This is a genomic window from Bacillus sp. JJ1532 (assembly GCF_036965085.1).
Lineage (GTDB): Bacteria > Bacillota > Bacilli > Bacillales > Cytobacillaceae > Cytobacillus.
The window spans coordinates 36,984-53,083 of the sequence record NZ_JBALOW010000027.1; the positions used below are offsets into that span (position 1 = coordinate 36,984).

Below are 16,100 nucleotides of genomic sequence, written 5' to 3' on the forward strand. Positions count from 1 at the left end.
TCTAGTGTCCCAGCAAAATAGGACATCAGAACCGTCCCCTTGTCCCTCAAAATTTAAAAGAGGTGTAAAGAAATGGCTAAAGAATTTGTTAAAGACATTACAGCAATGGATGATGATTTTGCCCAGTGGTATACAGATGTTGTAACGAAGGCAGATCTAATCGACTATTCAAGTGTACGCGGATGCATGATTATGCGCCCTTACGGTTATGCTTTATGGGAAAATATTAAAAATGAATTGGATCAACGCATTAAAGATACAGGTCATGAAAATGTGTATATGCCTTTATTTATTCCAGAAAGCTTGCTGCAAAAGGAGAAAGACCATGTCGAAGGATTTGCTCCAGAGGTAGCTTGGGTAACGCACGGGGGATCAGAAGAACTGGCAGAGCGCTTATGTGTCCGTCCAACTTCAGAGGTGCTTTTCTGTGAGCATTATAGTAATATTATCCACTCATATCGGGATTTGCCTAAGCTATACAATCAATGGGCAAATGTTGTGAGATGGGAGAAAACAACTAGACCGTTCCTGCGTACAATGGAATTTCAGTGGCAAGAAGGTCATACTTGTCATGCAACTGATGAAGACGCACATGAAGAAACAAAACAAATGCTTGATGTATATACGGATCTTTGCGAAAATATCCTCGCTATACCAGTGGTAAGAGGTAGAAAGACTGATAAAGAAAAGTTTGCAGGGGCTAAGTTTACGTACACAATTGAAAGCTTAATGCATGATGGAAAGGCACTGCAATCTGGAACTTCTCATCATTTAGGAGATGGATTTGCTAAAGCGTTTGGCATTCAATATTTAGATAAAGAGGGAAAGCAGCAATATGTACATCAAACATCATGGGGATTAACGACCCGCATCATTGGAGCCATGATCATGGTTCATGGAGATGACAGAGGACTTGTGATTCCGCCAAAAGCTGCTCCAACTCAAGTGATGATTGTTCCAATTGCTCAGCATAAAGAAGGCGTTCTTGATTTTGCCTATGACTTAAAAGACAAGCTTTCTAAACTTGCGCGTGTGGGCATTGATGCAAGCGACAAAAAGCCAGGCTGGAAATTTAATGAATATGAAATGAAGGGTGTTCCACTTCGTTTAGAGGTTGGCCCTAAGGATATTGAAAATAAACAAGTCGTACTTGCCCGCCGCGATACAGGGGAAAAATTGATTGTTAGCCTGGATCAATTAGAGACAAAGCTTACAGAAGTATTAGATGACATTCAGCAAAATTTATATAATAAAGCAAAAGAGCTACGCGAACAAAAAACCTATGTTGCGACAACTTATGATGAATTTAAAGATACTTTCGCCAATAAATCAGGTTTCGTAAAGGCCATGTGGTGCGGAGAGCTTGAGTGTGAAGAAAAAATAAAAGAAGAAACAAGCGTGACTTCAAGATGTATCCCATTTGAGCAAGAAGCTGTTTCATCCGAGTGCGTCTGCTGTGGACGTGAAGCTAATGAGCTAGTATATTGGGCGAAGGCGTATTAAATAAAATGTGCTTCATTCTGGACCTTGTTCAAGCGTGAAATTAGTTCCCGCGGTCACCAGAAGAGTGTTCTGGTGCCTGCTTAAGCGTAAAATCAGTGCCCGTGGTCACCAGAAGAGCAGTCTGGTGCCCGCTTAAGCGTAAAATCAGTACCCGTGGTCACCAGAAGAGCAGTCTGTTGCCCGCTTAAGCGTAAAATCAGTACCCGTGGTCACCAGAAGAGCAGTCTGGTGCCCGCTTATGCGTAAAAACAGTGCCCATGGTCACCAGAAGAGCATTTTGGTGCCCGCTTAAGCGTAAAATCAGTACCCGTGGTCACCAGAATAGGGTTTGATTCCCGTTCAAGTGAAAAATCAGCCTGAATGGTCATCAGAAGTGATATTAAATACCAGCTCAAGTCACTTTTCAAGGTTAAAAATAGTAGTCTTACTCTTTTCGTTTTTTCTATAACCTAATAGAAAGCCCACTCAAAAACTGCTTAAAATGCATATGAAGTAGTGTAGGCAAAAATATTAGGAGGTTACCCAAAATGTATTACCTGAGAGGAAGACCAAGTTATTATAGAGGAGACGAACGGTTCCTTGGTTTGTTATTTGGCGCCCCATTTGCTGGAGGTCTTCTAGGTGGGTTAATTGGAGGTGGGATAGCTGGATTTGGAACGGCAGCTCTCCTTGCTAATCGACCGTTTTATGGAGCACCATTTCCGCCATATTCACCATATGGCTTTGGATATGGTGCATATGGTGGATATGGTCCATATGCACCACCGTTCCAAGCAGGCTTCCCTTATTATTAAAAGTAATTTTCACATAGGAAAAAGCTCTCTCTTTACAGAGAGCTTTTTCCTTTTATTTTCGTAAAAAAAGATGGAAATCTATTTCCATCTTAACTTTAATGATAAACTGCAGCATTTCTGAATTTGATTGATGGATTCGAAGTCTAAAACCAACCCATCTGGTGTATACCTAACTTTAGGGATATGTTTGATTCCGGTTGATTTAATCATTGTACTAACCTTGTCCTGCTGTGATGCTTGTGCCGCACTCATTAATTGAAATGAAAAGGTTCTGGAAGAAGCCATCTTTGTTAATAATAGGCTGACATCTCTCATAATATTCTCCATATCCTTTGCAGAACTCATGAAGGTCCCCGGGTCTACAGTCGGATATTGCCGATTGGGCATACCTTGGAGAGGGTAATAGGGAAATTGATAAGGTGAAGTACAAAAAAAAATTTGTCCATAAGTAAAATGGGGAGTCATTCCAAATGGCCCCCTTTCTTTTTATCCTATATATGCGAAGAAAGCTTTTCCTGTGTTTCCACAAGTATTAATAGATGGAAAACTCTGTTATATTATTGTAAAAGGCGTAAAGGGGAGAATTGAATTGAATCTGAAAAATACATTGATTGAAGCTCTAGGGATGGAAATCATATCACTTGAAAAAGGCAAGGTTGTTGCGACAATGCCTGTTGATGAACGAACAAGACAGCCATTTGGTGTACTGCATGGCGGAGCCTCTGTCGCTCTTGCAGAAACTGTAGCAAGCATTGGCGCTTACGAACTGGTCGATCATGAAACAGAATCGGTTGCGGGGCTTGAAATAAACGCCAACCATATAAGAGCAAAGCGGGATGGAAAGGTTACTGCCATTGCAACCGTTCTTCATCAGGGAAGAACGACAATGGTTTGGGATATTAAAATTGTTGATGAAGAGGAGAAGCTAGTCTGTGTGTCAAGGTGTACAATGGCTGTTATAAAGAGAAAATAGGAATGGATAGGGCTGAATTCGAAATAGGTTGAAATTCAGCCCTTTTTAGTAGAAAAACAACATACCAGCAATTAACAGATTAAATTTGAAAATGACTGAGGTAATAAAAAGATGATAATAGGAAATAGAATGATAAAGGGAATTATGAAAAAAATAGGATACCCTTAAGGAATAAGTGTTATTGCAATCTAAGAGTGGTGGAATGAAACGAGAGGATTCGAAATGAACAAAAAGAATAAGATGTTGCGAACGTCAAAAGTATTATCAATGGCATTCGTAATCTTCGTCCAAATTTATTGGTATAAAATCCGAAAAAAGCCTGAAGAGGAATGGAAAAATCTTTGGAGGAAAATAGGAGAAAGGTTTCGAAAGACGCTTTTTGAATTAGAAGGGTTACTAATCAAAATTGGACAGATATTAAGTATTCGTACAGATTTACTGCCAGAAGCATTTATTCTCCAAATACAAGACCTTACTGATAAGGTTCCTTCTTCTAGCTGGGATGTAATTCAACAAATCCTTGAAACGGAATGGAAAAGTCCCATCGATCAGCACTTACTTTCAATTAAAAAGGAAGCTATTGCGTCAGCTTCGATTGGAGAAGTATATAAAGGTGTTCTGAAGGATGGGACAGAGGTTGCCATCAAAGTGAAGCGCCCCAATATCCAATCGATCATCCAAACGGACTTTCGTATATTACGCATTATTATCTGGTTTGCTGATCACTTTGTTCCTATTCCAAAAGGCTTTATCAATTTTAAAGTCTTATTTCAGGAGCTTAAACAAGTGATTGAACGGGAACTTGATTACTCAAAAGAGCGGGAGGTTTTGCTTTCTTTTAAAGAGAGATTTAAAGATGTGGATGCAGTACAAATCCCTTCTGTTTTCTCAGAGCTAAGTACTTCAAGGGTCTTGGTGATGGAGTGGATACATGGTATAAGACTTACAGATCGAGATGGGCTAGAGCAGTTAGTAGTAGGCAAGAACGAATTGGCCAAGCGGCTAATCAAAGTGTTTCTACCCCAATGGCTTGAACCAGGAATGTTCCATGCTGACCCACATCCAGGTAATGTCCTAGTTTCAAAGGAAGGAAAAATAATATTACTAGATTTTGGTATGGTAGGGGAAATCTCGAAAATGGATGCTGAATATTTCCAAGATTTAATTAAAAGCTTTCTTTCTAAAAATTATACTAAAGCCGTGGAAAGCTTGATTCATTTAGGTTTTTTCCATGATGAGGGAGATTCAAAGACGCTAGAAAAGCTATTAGCGGAAACTATGTCTTTTCAACTCTCAGATTTAAAAGATATGGATATGATTGCCTTAAAAATAGAAATGAATGATATGATTCAGGCACTCCCCATTCAGGTTCCAACAAGATTTGTTTTTCTAGGACGTTCTTTCGTAACGATTGAAGGAATTCTACAAGAATTAGCACCACAAGAGGAGCTAATTGATTTAGCAAAACCGGTATTTTTTGATTGGTTAAATAAAAAGGAGAATAATAAATGGTCGTTTGTCTGGATGTGGATTCAGTCACAGCCTTTATTTAAGGTCTTGCATTCCGCTTCAGAGTTTCTTAAAGCTCCGCAAACCTTTGAGCGCATAAAGGAAGTGGAACAAAGAAGACAATTTCAGTTTACTATTTTTGAAAATTATAAAAAGCAGCTGTTCCAATTAACACTGCTGGGTCTTATCGGGATCGCAGCTGGTGCTTATACCTCTCAACCCATTATTTTTCAATTATCGATTGGCATATCAGCCATCTCTAGTGTTTGTTATTGTATTTGCAGCTATAAGCTAAAAAAATGGATGAAATACATGCCAGAAAAGCGAAGATAGGACTGACAGAAATGAATGATATGTTAAATGATCCAAAATAAATCTTCGGATGGGAGAAATGAATAGATGAAAATAGTAAAAGCAACATTAAATGACCTAGAATCTGTAACTGAGCTTTTTGATTTATACAGGATATTTTATAAACAGAAATCTGACATCGAAGGAGCAAGGGATTTCATTCAAGGCAGATTAACTAGTGAAGATTCCGTTATTTTTATCGCGCTTGAAGGTGAAAATGCTGTTGGTTTTATTCAATTATATCCATCCTTTTCATCGGTCGGCATGAAACGTATTTGGATTTTGAACGATCTATATGTAAAAGAAAGTGTACGAGGGAAAGGCTTTGGCGAGAAATTAATGAAGAAAGCTATCGAATTTGCCAAGGATACAGAGGCTAAAGGAGTTCTCCTTGAGACTGCTGCAGATAATTTAGGAGCACAAAAGCTTTATGAGAAAGTGGGTTTTACAAAGGAAACTACTTATTTTTACTTTTATTCCATATAAAATTTAACCTTTAGGGAGAGGTCTATATGAATGCAAATTGTTTTATTTGTAAAAAACATAAGGGAGAGCTGCAAACATCCGGGGTGTTAATTTACGAGGACGAGTATGTATATGTTGGACATATTGATAGTAATGGGAAGCCCAATTATTTAGGACATCTTATGGTAGATTTAAAGAGACATGTCCCTACTCTAGCAGAAATGAATCCCGAAGAAGCAAAAGCATTTGGCATGATAATGGCGAGAGTGAGTAAAGCACTTAAAGAAACTGAAAAAGCTGAGCATATTTATGCTGTTGTTTCTGGTAATGCCGTTCCACATTTGCATATGCATCTTGTCGCCCGTTATCCTAATACTCCTGAGGAATACTGGGGGCCGTTTGCAGTATATGATTCCCCAAATGCTCGTATGGGCGACAATAGTGAAGTTATTGAAGTTTGCAATAGATTAAAAACTTTTCTTGAAATGAACCCCTATGAGTAAGGCCGGTGTATATGAATATAGTTGGGTAGGGAGCAAAGAAAGTTTTGTTGACAAAATAAATATTCATAGGATTAAGCATGTTGTTTTAGGGCGTTTTGGCGGAAATAAGACAGCGGGCCAGTATAAGAATGAAGATGGCTGTGTTATTTGGGTGGATGAAAAAATGGATTGGGAATTTGTTATCCTTTTGGACGCTCACCAAACGGCGGAAAGTGCAGAATTAGTCATTTCCACTTTTGAAGCTCAGAAACATGCCATAAAGGACATTTTATCCCTTTCAATTAACGAATCCTTTGATAGTTTAAGTAAACTAATATTAACCACTTTCAAAAGCCAATGGTTCAAAGAGGCTTGTCAAAATATTCAAGGAGAAACAGCTTGTCTGTTTGTTATGAGAAAAGGCAAGTTTCTTTGGTGGCTATCAATTGGCGATTGTGCACTCTATCTTTTTCACCCAGAATTATCAGCTCTGAACGAATTTCAGCAAAATCATAGGAGCTTCTATGAATGGGTTGGACGAGTTAATACTTTCGATTTGCCTGTTCCATGCTTTAGTGAAGGAAGAAAGGAACTAAGAAAAGGAAAAAATCATTTGTTTTTAACAACTGATGGACTGATAGAATGTCCAAATACTAATTTTGAAAAACCTAAAGAAATTTTTAAACCATTTGAGACTCGCTCAAATGATGAAAGTGTAAAGCAACTGCTGGAGGAAATTAGAGGTAAAAAAGTTCGTGACAGCACAACGATCATTTCCTGGTTTGTACAAATTGCATCAAATGGCAGCCTTCCTAGCCAGTGATAGAAATTTACGAAAAATCAATGATAACATCGATAAATAATCAGACCATTCCTATTCTAATTCGGAGGAATGGTCCAAAACAAATTGTTTGAATTTTTCAGTTGCAGGTGATAAATATCTTCCCTCTACCCACGCAATTCCAATTGTCCGTTGGCACTTTGGACCTTTGATAGGTATTTGTGATATTTTACTTTGGTCTGTCCCTTTTAAATTCGGTAGTATTGAAATTCCCAGTCCAGCTGCGACAAGCCCCGCAACAGTATCTGCTTCCGCTCCTTCAAATATAATCTTAGGTGCAACTCCCACTTTTTTAAACAATTGCTCTATGGTGATACGAAGGGAGAACCCTTCTTTTAAATGAATAAAAGATTCATCTGCAATTTCTTCTAACGTAATGTTTTTACGATTAGCGTATTTGTGGTCTTTCGGGACAATAACAAACAGTTCCTCATTCCAAAGCTGCCGCCATACAATTGGTGATTTAATTCCCATTGGAGCAATTAGACAAAGATCCATATCCCCTAATTGCAATTGATCAATAAGATTATGGGAGGGACCTTGTCCGAGTCGAAAGTTAATTTTTGGATAGTAGGCACGAAAAGAAGCGAGTAAATCAGGTATATGACTTGTACTCAAAGTGTGCAGAAACCCAAGAGACACTTCTCCCTTATCTGGATCAAGTAATTCTTTAATTTCTTGTTTACCTTCATTGAATTCTTTCATCATGCTATCCACATGCTTTAAAAAAATTTGACCGTATTTATTTAATCGAATAGAACGTCCCTGACGTTCAAATAAAGGCACTCCTATTTCATCCTCAAATCGGGCAATCGAACGGCTAAGGGCTGACTGGGAAATGGAGAGAGCTTCTGCAGCGTGCGTCACATGCTGCATTCGTGCCAGTGTTTGAAAGTATTCAAACTGCTGCCATTCCATCTTATAACACCACTTTCCAATTGAATTTCTTATTACATATATGCATTAAATTCATCGATATAATGAATTATACAACATATAAAATCGGTGGTACTATAAAAATAGGAAGCTCGCAAAGAGGCTTATTAAAACGAAATTTTTTAAGGGATGATTGATTTATGCATCAATTTGGAAGTCACGCGAATTGGGCGATTGTATGATGAGTTACATTCAACAAGGTACGACACTCTTTCGCAAAACCAGTTTTGCTTTCTTTGCTGCTGGTTTTAGTACATTTTCCATTCTTTACTGTGTACAGCCTTTAATGCCAGAATTTACAAAGGAATTCAACATTAATCCAACAACAGCAAGCTTATCACTTTCCATAACTACAATGGCGCTTGCTATTAGCATGCTGATTATTGGTTCATTATCAGAAGTATGGGGACGCAAGCCGATCATGGTCATTTCCATGCTTGCCGCTTCTGTCGTTTGTATTCTCACAGCATTCAGTCCTAATTTTCATTTTCTGCTGGGTTTCCGAACGATTGAAGGAATTTTATTGGCAGGTCTGCCCTCCATTGCCATGGCTTATCTTGGAGAAGAAATAGAACCGAAGAGTCTTGGAGCGGCTATGGGTCTATATATATGTGGCAATGCAATTGGTGGTGTTTTTGGCAGAGTTTTCACAGGTACGTTGAGCGACTATTTTGGTTGGCAAATAGCTATAGGGGGAATTGGGTTCTTAAGTTTAGCCGCTACTCTGATTTTTTGGAATAGCTTACCACCTTCGAGAAATTTTAAAGCCCGTCAATTAGAAATTGGAAAGTTAGGTAAATCATTAATTGACCATCTGAAAGATCCAGCTTTAGTTTGTTTATTTGTCATGGGATTTTTACTTTTAGGGAGTAATGTAGCGTTATTCAATTATATAACTTACATTTTTCTCGAAAAGCCTTATTCGCTAAGTCAAACATTTGTAAGCTGGCTATTTTTAATTATGATCATTGGAATGTTTAGCTCTGTCTGGACAGGAAAATTAGTAGAACGCCATGGTAAGCAAAAAATATTATTCATCAGTCTATTCATTGCTTTGATCGGTGTCCTTTTGACTTTGAATTTTCATTTATATATAAAAATAATCGGTCTTGGCTTATTTACTTACGGTTTCTTTGGAAGTCATGCGATTGCTAGCAGCTGGGTCGGCCAACGTGCTATACAAAGCAAAGCACAAGCCTCTTCCTTATATTTATTTCTTTACTATGCTGGTTCAAGTGTAGGAGGAACACTCGGAGGGTTATTTTGGTCAAAACTCGGCTGGGGAGGAGTCGTTAGTATGACTGTTGGCTTCCTCATGATTAGTTTAATACTTTGGGTGTTGGTTTCAAAAATTGTACAGAATTCGAAGAAAGTTTCTACAGTAGCCTAATTGTTCCTTGTTTGTAGAAAAGGAATTGGATGCTAGCTAACCAAGCCGGTGAGAGGCGTTAATTGATTTTGAAAAAGGTGAATGATTGATTAGCAATATTAACGGGGTTTTAATACTGTTAAACATATGATAGAATGTAATTAATCAAATATTGAATTACTTGGAGGAGTCTGTCACCAAGGGATAACTATGTCCTTTGGTAGCAGGCTCTTTTTGTATTTCAATAATAAAATAAGGGGGAGAAAGATTGATTATCTTACAATTAGCGATCATTTTATTTGCAGCAAAGCTTGCAGGAAGTATAAGTGTGAGATTAGGGCAGCCTTCAGTCTTGGGAGAAATTATTGTTGGGATTTTACTAGGACCATCTGTCTTTGGCTTAGTAACTGCGACAGATACCTTAGCAGCGTTTAGTCAGCTTGGAGTTATCTTGTTAATGTTTATTGCAGGGTTGGAGACAGACCTTAATGAATTCAAGCGTTCTGGGAAAGCATCAACCTTTGTTGGCTTTGGTGGAATTATTTTTCCGCTTTTCTTCGGGTATTTAGCAGGTTTAATGATGGACCTTTCATCCTTCCAATCTATGTTCTTAGGATTAATGCTTTCAGCAACTAGTGTAAGCATCTCTGTTGTGGCATTAAGGGAGATGAATCAATTAAAAACTCGAGAGGGTACTACCATTTTAGGGGCAGCTGTCATTGATGATGTCGTTGTGATGATTGCGTTAGCATTCTTAATGAGCTTCGCAGGTGGAGATGTTAGTTTAAGTACTGTCATTTTAAAGAAAGTTCTCTTTTTTGCAGGAGCTCTGCTAGTAGCATGGAAGGCTGTACCTTACGTTTTAAGAATATTCTCCAAACTGAAAGTCTCTGAACCTATAATTGCAGCTGGATTAATTATTTGTTTTGTGTTTGCTTATGCTGCTGAAATCACAGGGGTTGCGGCTATTATCGGCTCTTATATGGCAGGTATAGCTATTAGTGTAACAGGCTTTAAGCATGAAATTTTTGAGAAGGTAGAAACTATTAGTTCGGCTGTCTTTGTCCCGGTATTCTTCACGTTTATTGGAATTTCTTCAGAGTTTTCAGGGGTTATTGATTCCTTATGGATCATTATCCTATTGAGTGTTTTAGCGATATTAACGAAATTTATCGGTGCCGGTTTAGGTGCCAAGTTTGCTGGCTTTGGTTGGAATAGTTCAATGGGAATCGGATCCGCAATGATTTCGCGGGGAGAAGTGGCACTTATTATCGCCGCTTTAGGAATTGAATCCAATTTAATAGACAAAGATTTGTTTGCTGTAATGATTGTTGTTATTCTTGTTACAACCATTGTGACGCCGCCGATGATGAAATGGTTTTTTAAAGATTCTGAGGCAGAGATGAGTATTAATATTAGGAAGAGTGTATAAAGAAAAAAGGGACGAATGCTCTATAGCGTCTGTCCCTTTGCTTGTTCTTAACCAAATATTAGAATGACAATAAAATAAGCGACCATCGTAATTAAACCAAGTGGAACACCAAATCTTGCCCATTCCTTACTCGTAATATTCAATTTCCCTGCAGAGATAATGTTCGGAATGTTTCCGGGAATAAGCATACCGCCGCTGATCATCAATCCAAGTAAAATGGCTCTAATGGTTGGCTCGTCCATTGCAGGGCTAATTTCTGCCGCAGCAAGTGTTGCATTATCCAAAATAGCTGAGATCATATTGATCCAATATAGAACATAAGGGCTCATTCCTAGTAAATATTTTTCAATGAAAGGTTCGAATCCTGCACCTAGGAAAGTAAGTCCCATTACAAAAAGGTAGATTTTAACTGCACGAATAATAATTTCTTTATAGCTTTCCTTTTCAAGGGATGCCGTTAATCCATCTTTCCCCTTTTGAGGGTTAATTAAAACAGCTGATAGAATTCCAAAAATGATTACAGCGATAATGACATCGGCGCCAATAAGCTTAAATAAATAGAAAAATTCCTCATTTAATTTGCTGATAGCAATCGTAGAAAGCGGTTCTCCAATTGGAGTAAGAGCAGCACCAAGACCAATTGAGAAACAGGCTAGAACAACGAGACGTACCTCTGATTTTCGGTCAAGGCGAATAACGCTTACGATAACGACTAGCACGATCGCGGCAATAATTGCAGTAATCACACTAGAAATTAATCCAAGAACGATTGTAACTAATGCTAAAAATAAGCGAAACGGCATCATATTGCTTAATCCAAGAATCCCTTTTTCGATTGGACTTTGGCACCATCTAAATATTAAACCAGCTATAAGTACAGCAAGAGTAATATGGATTGGATCTTCAAGAGCCTTAATAAATAATTCTCCATTTAGCACCTGGCTGATCGTTGCTGCGGCTAAACCCATAATAAATAAAAAGGCTTCTAGATTATGTTCTACCTTTTTTACTGTGAATGGCAGAAATAATACTAATATTAAAACAATTGTTAGTCCAACTATCATTCTATTTGTCAGTCCTTTTCTAGTAATATTTCCGTCTTAACGGACTTACGAAACATCTGTGAATATCCAGAAAATTTCACCTATGGCAGTTAACAGTTTATATTATAACATGAATATCAGTTTTTTCTGTATAGTTTTTTAATTTTCTATTTTTGGTCATGTAATAATTATATAGGTAGAAACAGGGATAAAAGAGGAAGAAGCTTAAATAAAAATGTCGATTATTTATGAAATAATAGAAAAAATTGAGGAATTATGTAGTAAGTTTACTACTTTAAACTAGTAAACTGTTTCGTTAATTATTATTTCAGGAAAAGTAAGAACAAATAGATTATGTATTATTATTCGTTCCTATGATTAGTTTCTGGAATATCAAACTATTGTCTAAATCGACAGGTTCCGTAATAATGAAGAAGTAGAAAAAGTAAATTGAATAATGTTGATTCCTTCCAATAAAGATTTTTAGGAATAAGCGAATGGAGAAAAAATGAAGAATACATATTTTATGAGTTACTTTCCGCTGCTTTCTATCATATTGTTCAGCCTAACTCTATCGATAAAGGTTGAAAAAGTTCTCATTGATTTTCTTAAGAATGCTGGTATTTATACTGGTATGCTGGAGTTTTTTTCAGAGGGCGGGATTAAGCTTTCACTGCTCATTCTTCTCATGCTGTTATTTTTTATGGTATTTGCTGCATTGAAGCTAATCGCGAATACAATTAACGAGCTTTCTCTTTTGTTCTTTTCTAAAGACTCAGAAGGGGACAGCTTAAAGCAAATTCGGAGCGGGGCTGTTATATTTTTTGTCGGAAGCTTCTTATCTTTAGTAAGTATGAACAGCTTTACGGGGATTGGCATTATTTTTGCAGCGACCACGGCTGTTTATTTCTTATATTTTGTGCATAAAGTCAGCTCATCTTTATCTTATCTTGGTCTTGTTGGGCTCATTTTTTTTCAAGTGCTTTTCTGGTCTAGCTTTATTTCTGGAGTTATTTATCTTGCTGTTAAGGTGTATAACAGCCTTATCGCAAGCTTACCAATATAAAAAGAGGGGGGCTCATTTAAGTATGGCCCCCTTTATTGTCCCGACATAATTTCCTTCCAGATGAGCTGCTGAGGGGCAGTCGATTCCACGTATGCAATATTTTCAGGTGTATCCTTTCCAATCCATACGCCTGCTGTATATTGGTCTGTTAAACCGATAAACCAATAATCTTTATAATCATTCGTTGTTCCCGTTTTTCCGCCTGAATATCCGGCAGATAGGTAGGCTTTACGAGCTGTACCGGACTTAACCGTTTTTCTCATTAGCTGTCGTACTTTGTCTGTAGTATCCTTACTCCATACTTGAACCTTGGGCTCATTCCAGCTATAAAGAAGCTCTCCATTCGTATTCGTTACCTTTTTAATGGCTCTAGCGGGCTGGTACTGCCCATCAGTCGCAAACACTGTGTAGGCGGATGTAAGTTCAAGTGGAGTCATCCCATATGAAAATCCCCCAATTGCTGCAGCTAGAGTATAATCCGATTTGGAAACCTTACGGAAGTGAAAGTTGGCTAGATCTTTAAATCCATTTGCAATTCCAATAGAATCTAAGATTCTGACAGCAGGTGTATTATAAGAATGTATAAATGCCTGTTCTAACGTAACGAAACCATATTGGCCGCCGCCATAGTTTTGCGGGCAATAACCGTTTTTGCAAAAGGAATTTGCATTAATTTTTTTCCGTAAGGATGCATCGCTTCTTTCAAAATAAGGTGCATAGACGAGCAATGGCTTGATCGCAGAGCCTGGTTGACGGTAGGCTTGAAATCCTCTGTTAAAATCATGTTTTTTGTATTGCTTGCCCCCTACAAGTGCAACAAGCTGATGGGTTTCATGATCTATTACTGCTGCAGCCCCCTGGATTTCAGGGTAGGGCAAGTTTCGAGTGACTGCACTTTTCGCGCGCTCTTGGATAACTGTATCGAGGGCCGTTTCAATAATAATGCCTGATGCCACAACTTCCTCTAATCGCTTTTCAAGCATTTCTTCAAGATTTTTTTGCTCTTTCTCCGTTTTAGCTGATCGTATTTTTTCCGTAAAGCCTTCCTGCTGCCCGATCAATTCCTTTAGCTCGGCTTCTGCATATGTAACGTAGTCAGGAAATAAATCAGTTCGATCCTTCATATTTAATTGAATGGGTTCTCTTTTTATTTCTACCCCTTCTTCTGTTGAGATTAATTGATGCTTGCTTAATTGATCGATTAATCGTTCCTGTCTTTCCTTCGTCTGCTCAAAGTTTTTTACCGGATTATAAAGAGAAGGATTATTAGGGATTGCGGCCAAAAATGCAAGCTCTGCTTTAGAAAGCTCACTCGTATGTTTTTGAAAATAAAGCTCAGATGCAGCTTCAATGCCATAGGCTCCATTTTGAAAATAGATGGTATTCATATATAGCGTTAAAATTTCTTTCTTTGTATATTTACGTTCAATCTCATAAGAGTAAAGAAGCTCGCTCAGTTTACGGTTATATGATTTTTCATTGTTAAGAAAAAGGTTCCTTGCTAATTGTTGAGTAATGGTACTAGCCCCTTGCTCAATCTTATTTGACTTCATATTAATTGCCAAGGCGCGGCCAATGGAAGTTAAATCAAAGCCAACATGATCGTAAAAATGCTGATCCTCAGAAACGATAAATAATTGGGTAAGAAAGGGAGGAATGTCCTCAATTTCAAGGTTTATTCGGTTAAACGGCCGATGAATTTCAGAGATAATGGTGCCATTCTGAGCTTTCATATAGGAGGTTTGCGGCAAGGATATGTCCTTAATTTTGATTTTTTCTTCTAATACATGGTGAATGCTTTTTACCTTAGATATTTCAGAACCAGATGCAAAAATAAGCAAAAGGAAGCATGGAACTAAGGCAACTATGATCAAATATCCGGTTAACGTACGCAATGCCCATCTTCCTTTCCGAAAGCACTTGCCAGATTTTCCAACCTCTATTCTACAGCAGAATCAAACAAATAAAAATTCATTTAAAAATGAAATTACCCAGAAAAATTAAAAAATTCCATGGTATAATAGTGGAAATGACGTGCGTTTATTTTTTCAATGAAAGAAGGTGTAAACATGGGGGAAGAGTGTCATTATTTATTTATTGACTTTGAATTTACTATGCCTGAAAAAAATGGCAGGTACAAAGGTTTTTATCCAGAAATTATTGAAGCCGGAATTGTTTCAGTATCCAATGACCAAATTCTTGATCAATTTTCTTCCTTCGTTTCTCCAGTTCGCTTTCCGAAGCTATCAGAACGGTGTAAATCATTCCTTCATATTTCACAAGAGCAGGTAGATCAAGGGATTTCCTTTATAGAACTGGTCAAAAAGATGAAGGAAATGAGTGGAAATCACCCATGTCCTATTATTACGTGGGGGAATATGGATATGAGGGTTCTGCGAAATAATTGTCAACAGGTTGGAATTCCTTTTCCTTTTAAAGGGAAGGAAGTGGACTTATCAATGGAATACAAACGTTTTTTTGGTGATCAGAATCAAACAGGATTATGGAAGGCCGTCCAGGAATATGGAAAGGAAGGCACCGGAAAACATCATCGTGCTTTAGATGATGCCATGACTACTTATAATATTTTTAGATTAGTAGAAAAGGATAAGAAATACCTTGGAAAGCCTGAGCCGACCACTATTGGGGATCGGGTAGATTTTTCAAAGCTATTAAATAAATTCGCATAAAAAGCCAAATCGCATATGAATCGATTTGGCTTTTTATTTTCTCATTAAAAATAATCCTTCTCAAGAGTTTCGATATTCTTTAGGCTAAGCTCTGCCCAAGGGGAGGCATCTTCTTTAAGTTCCTGAATCATTTTATCTAAAGCGGTTCTTAAAGAAGCTGTAAATTCAGGGATATCACCGTCAAATGGTTTAACCATTTGTTTTGGGACATTTGTTTGTTCCCGATACGCTAAAGCTCTGCGTTCATGAAACATTTGAACATGTGCATCTTTAGGGTTATGTAAATCACCCTGCATCGGATGTTTAACTACCGCTAGAACCCGAACAAGAAAGTGCTGCGGCCGAATGTCTGTAATTTCTCCAATATATTTGCCTGTTTTATAAATGGCTGTTACCTTATCGCCAACATTTAAATCTGCCATATAAAATTCCCCTTTCCGAGATGTACCGTAGTATTCTCATTATGGCTTACCTGCTTGGAAAAACAAAGTAAAATGAAGATACAAATCATCTAAGCAAGGGAAAATTGATAACACTTTAAAACGGGAATTACCGTCTTTGGTGCCCGTCATGCGCATAAAGTGGCCAACACGGTCATCAAACGCCGTCTTTGGTGCCCGTCATGTTCAAAAAGCGGTCACCAGGG

At 37.8% G+C, this 16,100-nt stretch carries 16 protein-coding genes; 11 read left to right on the forward strand and 5 right to left on the reverse strand.

Annotation, left to right across the window (positions count from 1 at the left end; genetic code table 11):
- The first annotated feature begins 72 nt into the window (after positions 1–72).
- Positions 73–1,503 (forward strand): proline--tRNA ligase, encoded by a 1,431-nt coding sequence (proS, locus tag V7122_RS11110; protein ID WP_335345876.1) that lies wholly within the window; start codon positions 73–75, stop codon positions 1,501–1,503.
- Between the two features lie 527 nt (positions 1,504–2,030).
- Positions 2,031–2,297 (forward strand): hypothetical protein, encoded by a 267-nt coding sequence (locus V7122_RS11115; RefSeq protein ID WP_335345877.1) that lies wholly within the window; start codon positions 2,031–2,033, stop codon positions 2,295–2,297.
- Between the two features lie 78 nt (positions 2,298–2,375).
- Here the strand turns inward: V7122_RS11115 and V7122_RS11120 are convergent, their stop codons facing one another.
- Positions 2,376–2,762 carry a hypothetical protein gene (locus tag V7122_RS11120; protein ID WP_335345878.1) on the reverse strand — a complete coding sequence of 129 codons (387 nt, stop codon included), beginning with the start codon at positions 2,760–2,762 and terminating at the stop codon, positions 2,376–2,378.
- 124 nt (positions 2,763–2,886) lie between these two features.
- Between V7122_RS11120 and V7122_RS11125 the strand changes: the two genes are divergently transcribed.
- The 5 genes from V7122_RS11125 to V7122_RS11145 all read left to right on the forward strand — a co-directional run bounded on the left by V7122_RS11125 (position 2,887) and on the right by V7122_RS11145 (position 6,900).
- Entirely contained in the window at positions 2,887–3,270 is a 384-nt protein-coding gene (locus tag V7122_RS11125; RefSeq protein WP_335355037.1) for a hotdog fold thioesterase, read from the forward strand.
- 222 nt (positions 3,271–3,492) lie between these two features.
- On the forward strand, positions 3,493–5,112 hold the full coding sequence (locus tag V7122_RS11130) for an ABC1 kinase family protein (protein ID WP_335345880.1): 1,620 nt from the start codon (positions 3,493–3,495) through the stop codon (positions 5,110–5,112).
- A 66-nt stretch (positions 5,113–5,178) separates the two neighbouring features.
- Entirely contained in the window at positions 5,179–5,616 is a 438-nt protein-coding gene (locus V7122_RS11135) for a GNAT family N-acetyltransferase (protein WP_335345881.1), read from the forward strand.
- A gap of 26 nt (positions 5,617–5,642) precedes the next feature.
- Complete coding sequence (locus V7122_RS11140; protein ID WP_335345882.1) at positions 5,643–6,098, forward strand: HIT family protein; 456 nt, start codon at positions 5,643–5,645, stop codon at positions 6,096–6,098.
- Positions 6,091–6,900 carry a protein phosphatase 2C domain-containing protein gene (locus V7122_RS11145; RefSeq protein ID WP_335345883.1) on the forward strand — a complete coding sequence of 270 codons (810 nt, stop codon included), beginning with the start codon at positions 6,091–6,093 and terminating at the stop codon, positions 6,898–6,900. The genes V7122_RS11140 and V7122_RS11145 overlap by 8 nt, the downstream gene beginning before the upstream one ends.
- Before the next feature lie 51 nt (positions 6,901–6,951).
- On the opposite strand, the gene V7122_RS11150 is transcribed toward V7122_RS11145, so the two are convergent.
- Entirely contained in the window at positions 6,952–7,836 is an 885-nt protein-coding gene (locus V7122_RS11150; protein WP_335345884.1) for a LysR family transcriptional regulator, read from the reverse strand.
- 199 nt (positions 7,837–8,035) lie between these two features.
- Between V7122_RS11150 and V7122_RS11155 the strand changes: the two genes are divergently transcribed.
- Positions 8,036–9,244 carry an MFS transporter gene (locus tag V7122_RS11155; protein WP_335526764.1) on the forward strand — a complete coding sequence of 403 codons (1,209 nt, stop codon included), beginning with the start codon at positions 8,036–8,038 and terminating at the stop codon, positions 9,242–9,244.
- Between the two features lie 247 nt (positions 9,245–9,491).
- Positions 9,492–10,655 carry a cation:proton antiporter gene (locus V7122_RS11160; RefSeq protein WP_335345885.1) on the forward strand — a complete coding sequence of 388 codons (1,164 nt, stop codon included), beginning with the start codon at positions 9,492–9,494 and terminating at the stop codon, positions 10,653–10,655.
- 47 nt (positions 10,656–10,702) lie between these two features.
- Here the strand turns inward: V7122_RS11160 and V7122_RS11165 are convergent, their stop codons facing one another.
- The gene (locus V7122_RS11165) at positions 10,703–11,719 is read right to left on the reverse strand and encodes a DUF1646 family protein (RefSeq protein WP_335345888.1); all 1,017 of its coding nucleotides are present in this window, start codon (positions 11,717–11,719) and stop codon (positions 10,703–10,705) included.
- Positions 11,720–12,206: 487 nt separating this feature from the next.
- On the opposite strand from V7122_RS11165, the gene V7122_RS11170 reads away from it, so the two are divergent.
- Positions 12,207–12,764 carry a DUF5366 family protein gene (locus tag V7122_RS11170; RefSeq protein WP_335348017.1) on the forward strand — a complete coding sequence of 186 codons (558 nt, stop codon included), beginning with the start codon at positions 12,207–12,209 and terminating at the stop codon, positions 12,762–12,764.
- A 32-nt stretch (positions 12,765–12,796) separates the two neighbouring features.
- Here the strand turns inward: V7122_RS11170 and V7122_RS11175 are convergent, their stop codons facing one another.
- Positions 12,797–14,659 (reverse strand): transglycosylase domain-containing protein, encoded by a 1,863-nt coding sequence (locus tag V7122_RS11175; RefSeq protein WP_335348018.1) that lies wholly within the window; start codon positions 14,657–14,659, stop codon positions 12,797–12,799.
- A gap of 174 nt (positions 14,660–14,833) precedes the next feature.
- Here V7122_RS11175 and kapD point away from each other — a divergent pair, with 174 nt between their 5' ends.
- Complete coding sequence (gene kapD / locus V7122_RS11180) at positions 14,834–15,454, forward strand: 3'-5' exonuclease KapD (RefSeq protein WP_335486839.1); 621 nt, start codon at positions 14,834–14,836, stop codon at positions 15,452–15,454.
- Positions 15,455–15,498: 44 nt separating this feature from the next.
- On the opposite strand, the gene V7122_RS11185 is transcribed toward kapD, so the two are convergent.
- Positions 15,499–15,876, reverse strand: a complete 378-nt coding sequence (locus V7122_RS11185; RefSeq protein ID WP_335526767.1) for a kinase-associated lipoprotein B — start codon at positions 15,874–15,876, stop codon at positions 15,499–15,501.
- Positions 15,877–16,100: the final 224 nt, after the last annotated feature.

Coding starts and splice junctions, on each gene's coding strand:
- proS (WP_335345876.1), top strand. CDS start 73: ATGGCTAAAGAATTTGTTAAAGACATTACAGCAATGGATGATGATTTT.
- V7122_RS11115 (WP_335345877.1), top strand. CDS start 2,031: ATGTATTACCTGAGAGGAAGACCAAGTTATTATAGAGGAGACGAACGG.
- V7122_RS11120 (WP_335345878.1), bottom strand. CDS start 2,762: ATGACTCCCCATTTTACTTATGGACAAATTTTTTTTTGTACTTCACCT.
- V7122_RS11130 (WP_335345880.1), top strand. CDS start 3,493: ATGAACAAAAAGAATAAGATGTTGCGAACGTCAAAAGTATTATCAATG.
- V7122_RS11135 (WP_335345881.1), top strand. CDS start 5,179: ATGAAAATAGTAAAAGCAACATTAAATGACCTAGAATCTGTAACTGAG.
- V7122_RS11140 (WP_335345882.1), top strand. CDS start 5,643: ATGAATGCAAATTGTTTTATTTGTAAAAAACATAAGGGAGAGCTGCAA.
- V7122_RS11145 (WP_335345883.1), top strand. CDS start 6,091: ATGAGTAAGGCCGGTGTATATGAATATAGTTGGGTAGGGAGCAAAGAA.
- V7122_RS11150 (WP_335345884.1), bottom strand. CDS start 7,836: ATGGAATGGCAGCAGTTTGAATACTTTCAAACACTGGCACGAATGCAG.
- V7122_RS11155 (WP_335526764.1), top strand. CDS start 8,036: ATGAGTTACATTCAACAAGGTACGACACTCTTTCGCAAAACCAGTTTT.
- V7122_RS11165 (WP_335345888.1), bottom strand. CDS start 11,719: ATGATAGTTGGACTAACAATTGTTTTAATATTAGTATTATTTCTGCCA.
- V7122_RS11170 (WP_335348017.1), top strand. CDS start 12,207: ATGAAGAATACATATTTTATGAGTTACTTTCCGCTGCTTTCTATCATA.
- kapD (WP_335486839.1), top strand. CDS start 14,834: ATGGGGGAAGAGTGTCATTATTTATTTATTGACTTTGAATTTACTATG.
- V7122_RS11185 (WP_335526767.1), bottom strand. CDS start 15,876: ATGGCAGATTTAAATGTTGGCGATAAGGTAACAGCCATTTATAAAACA.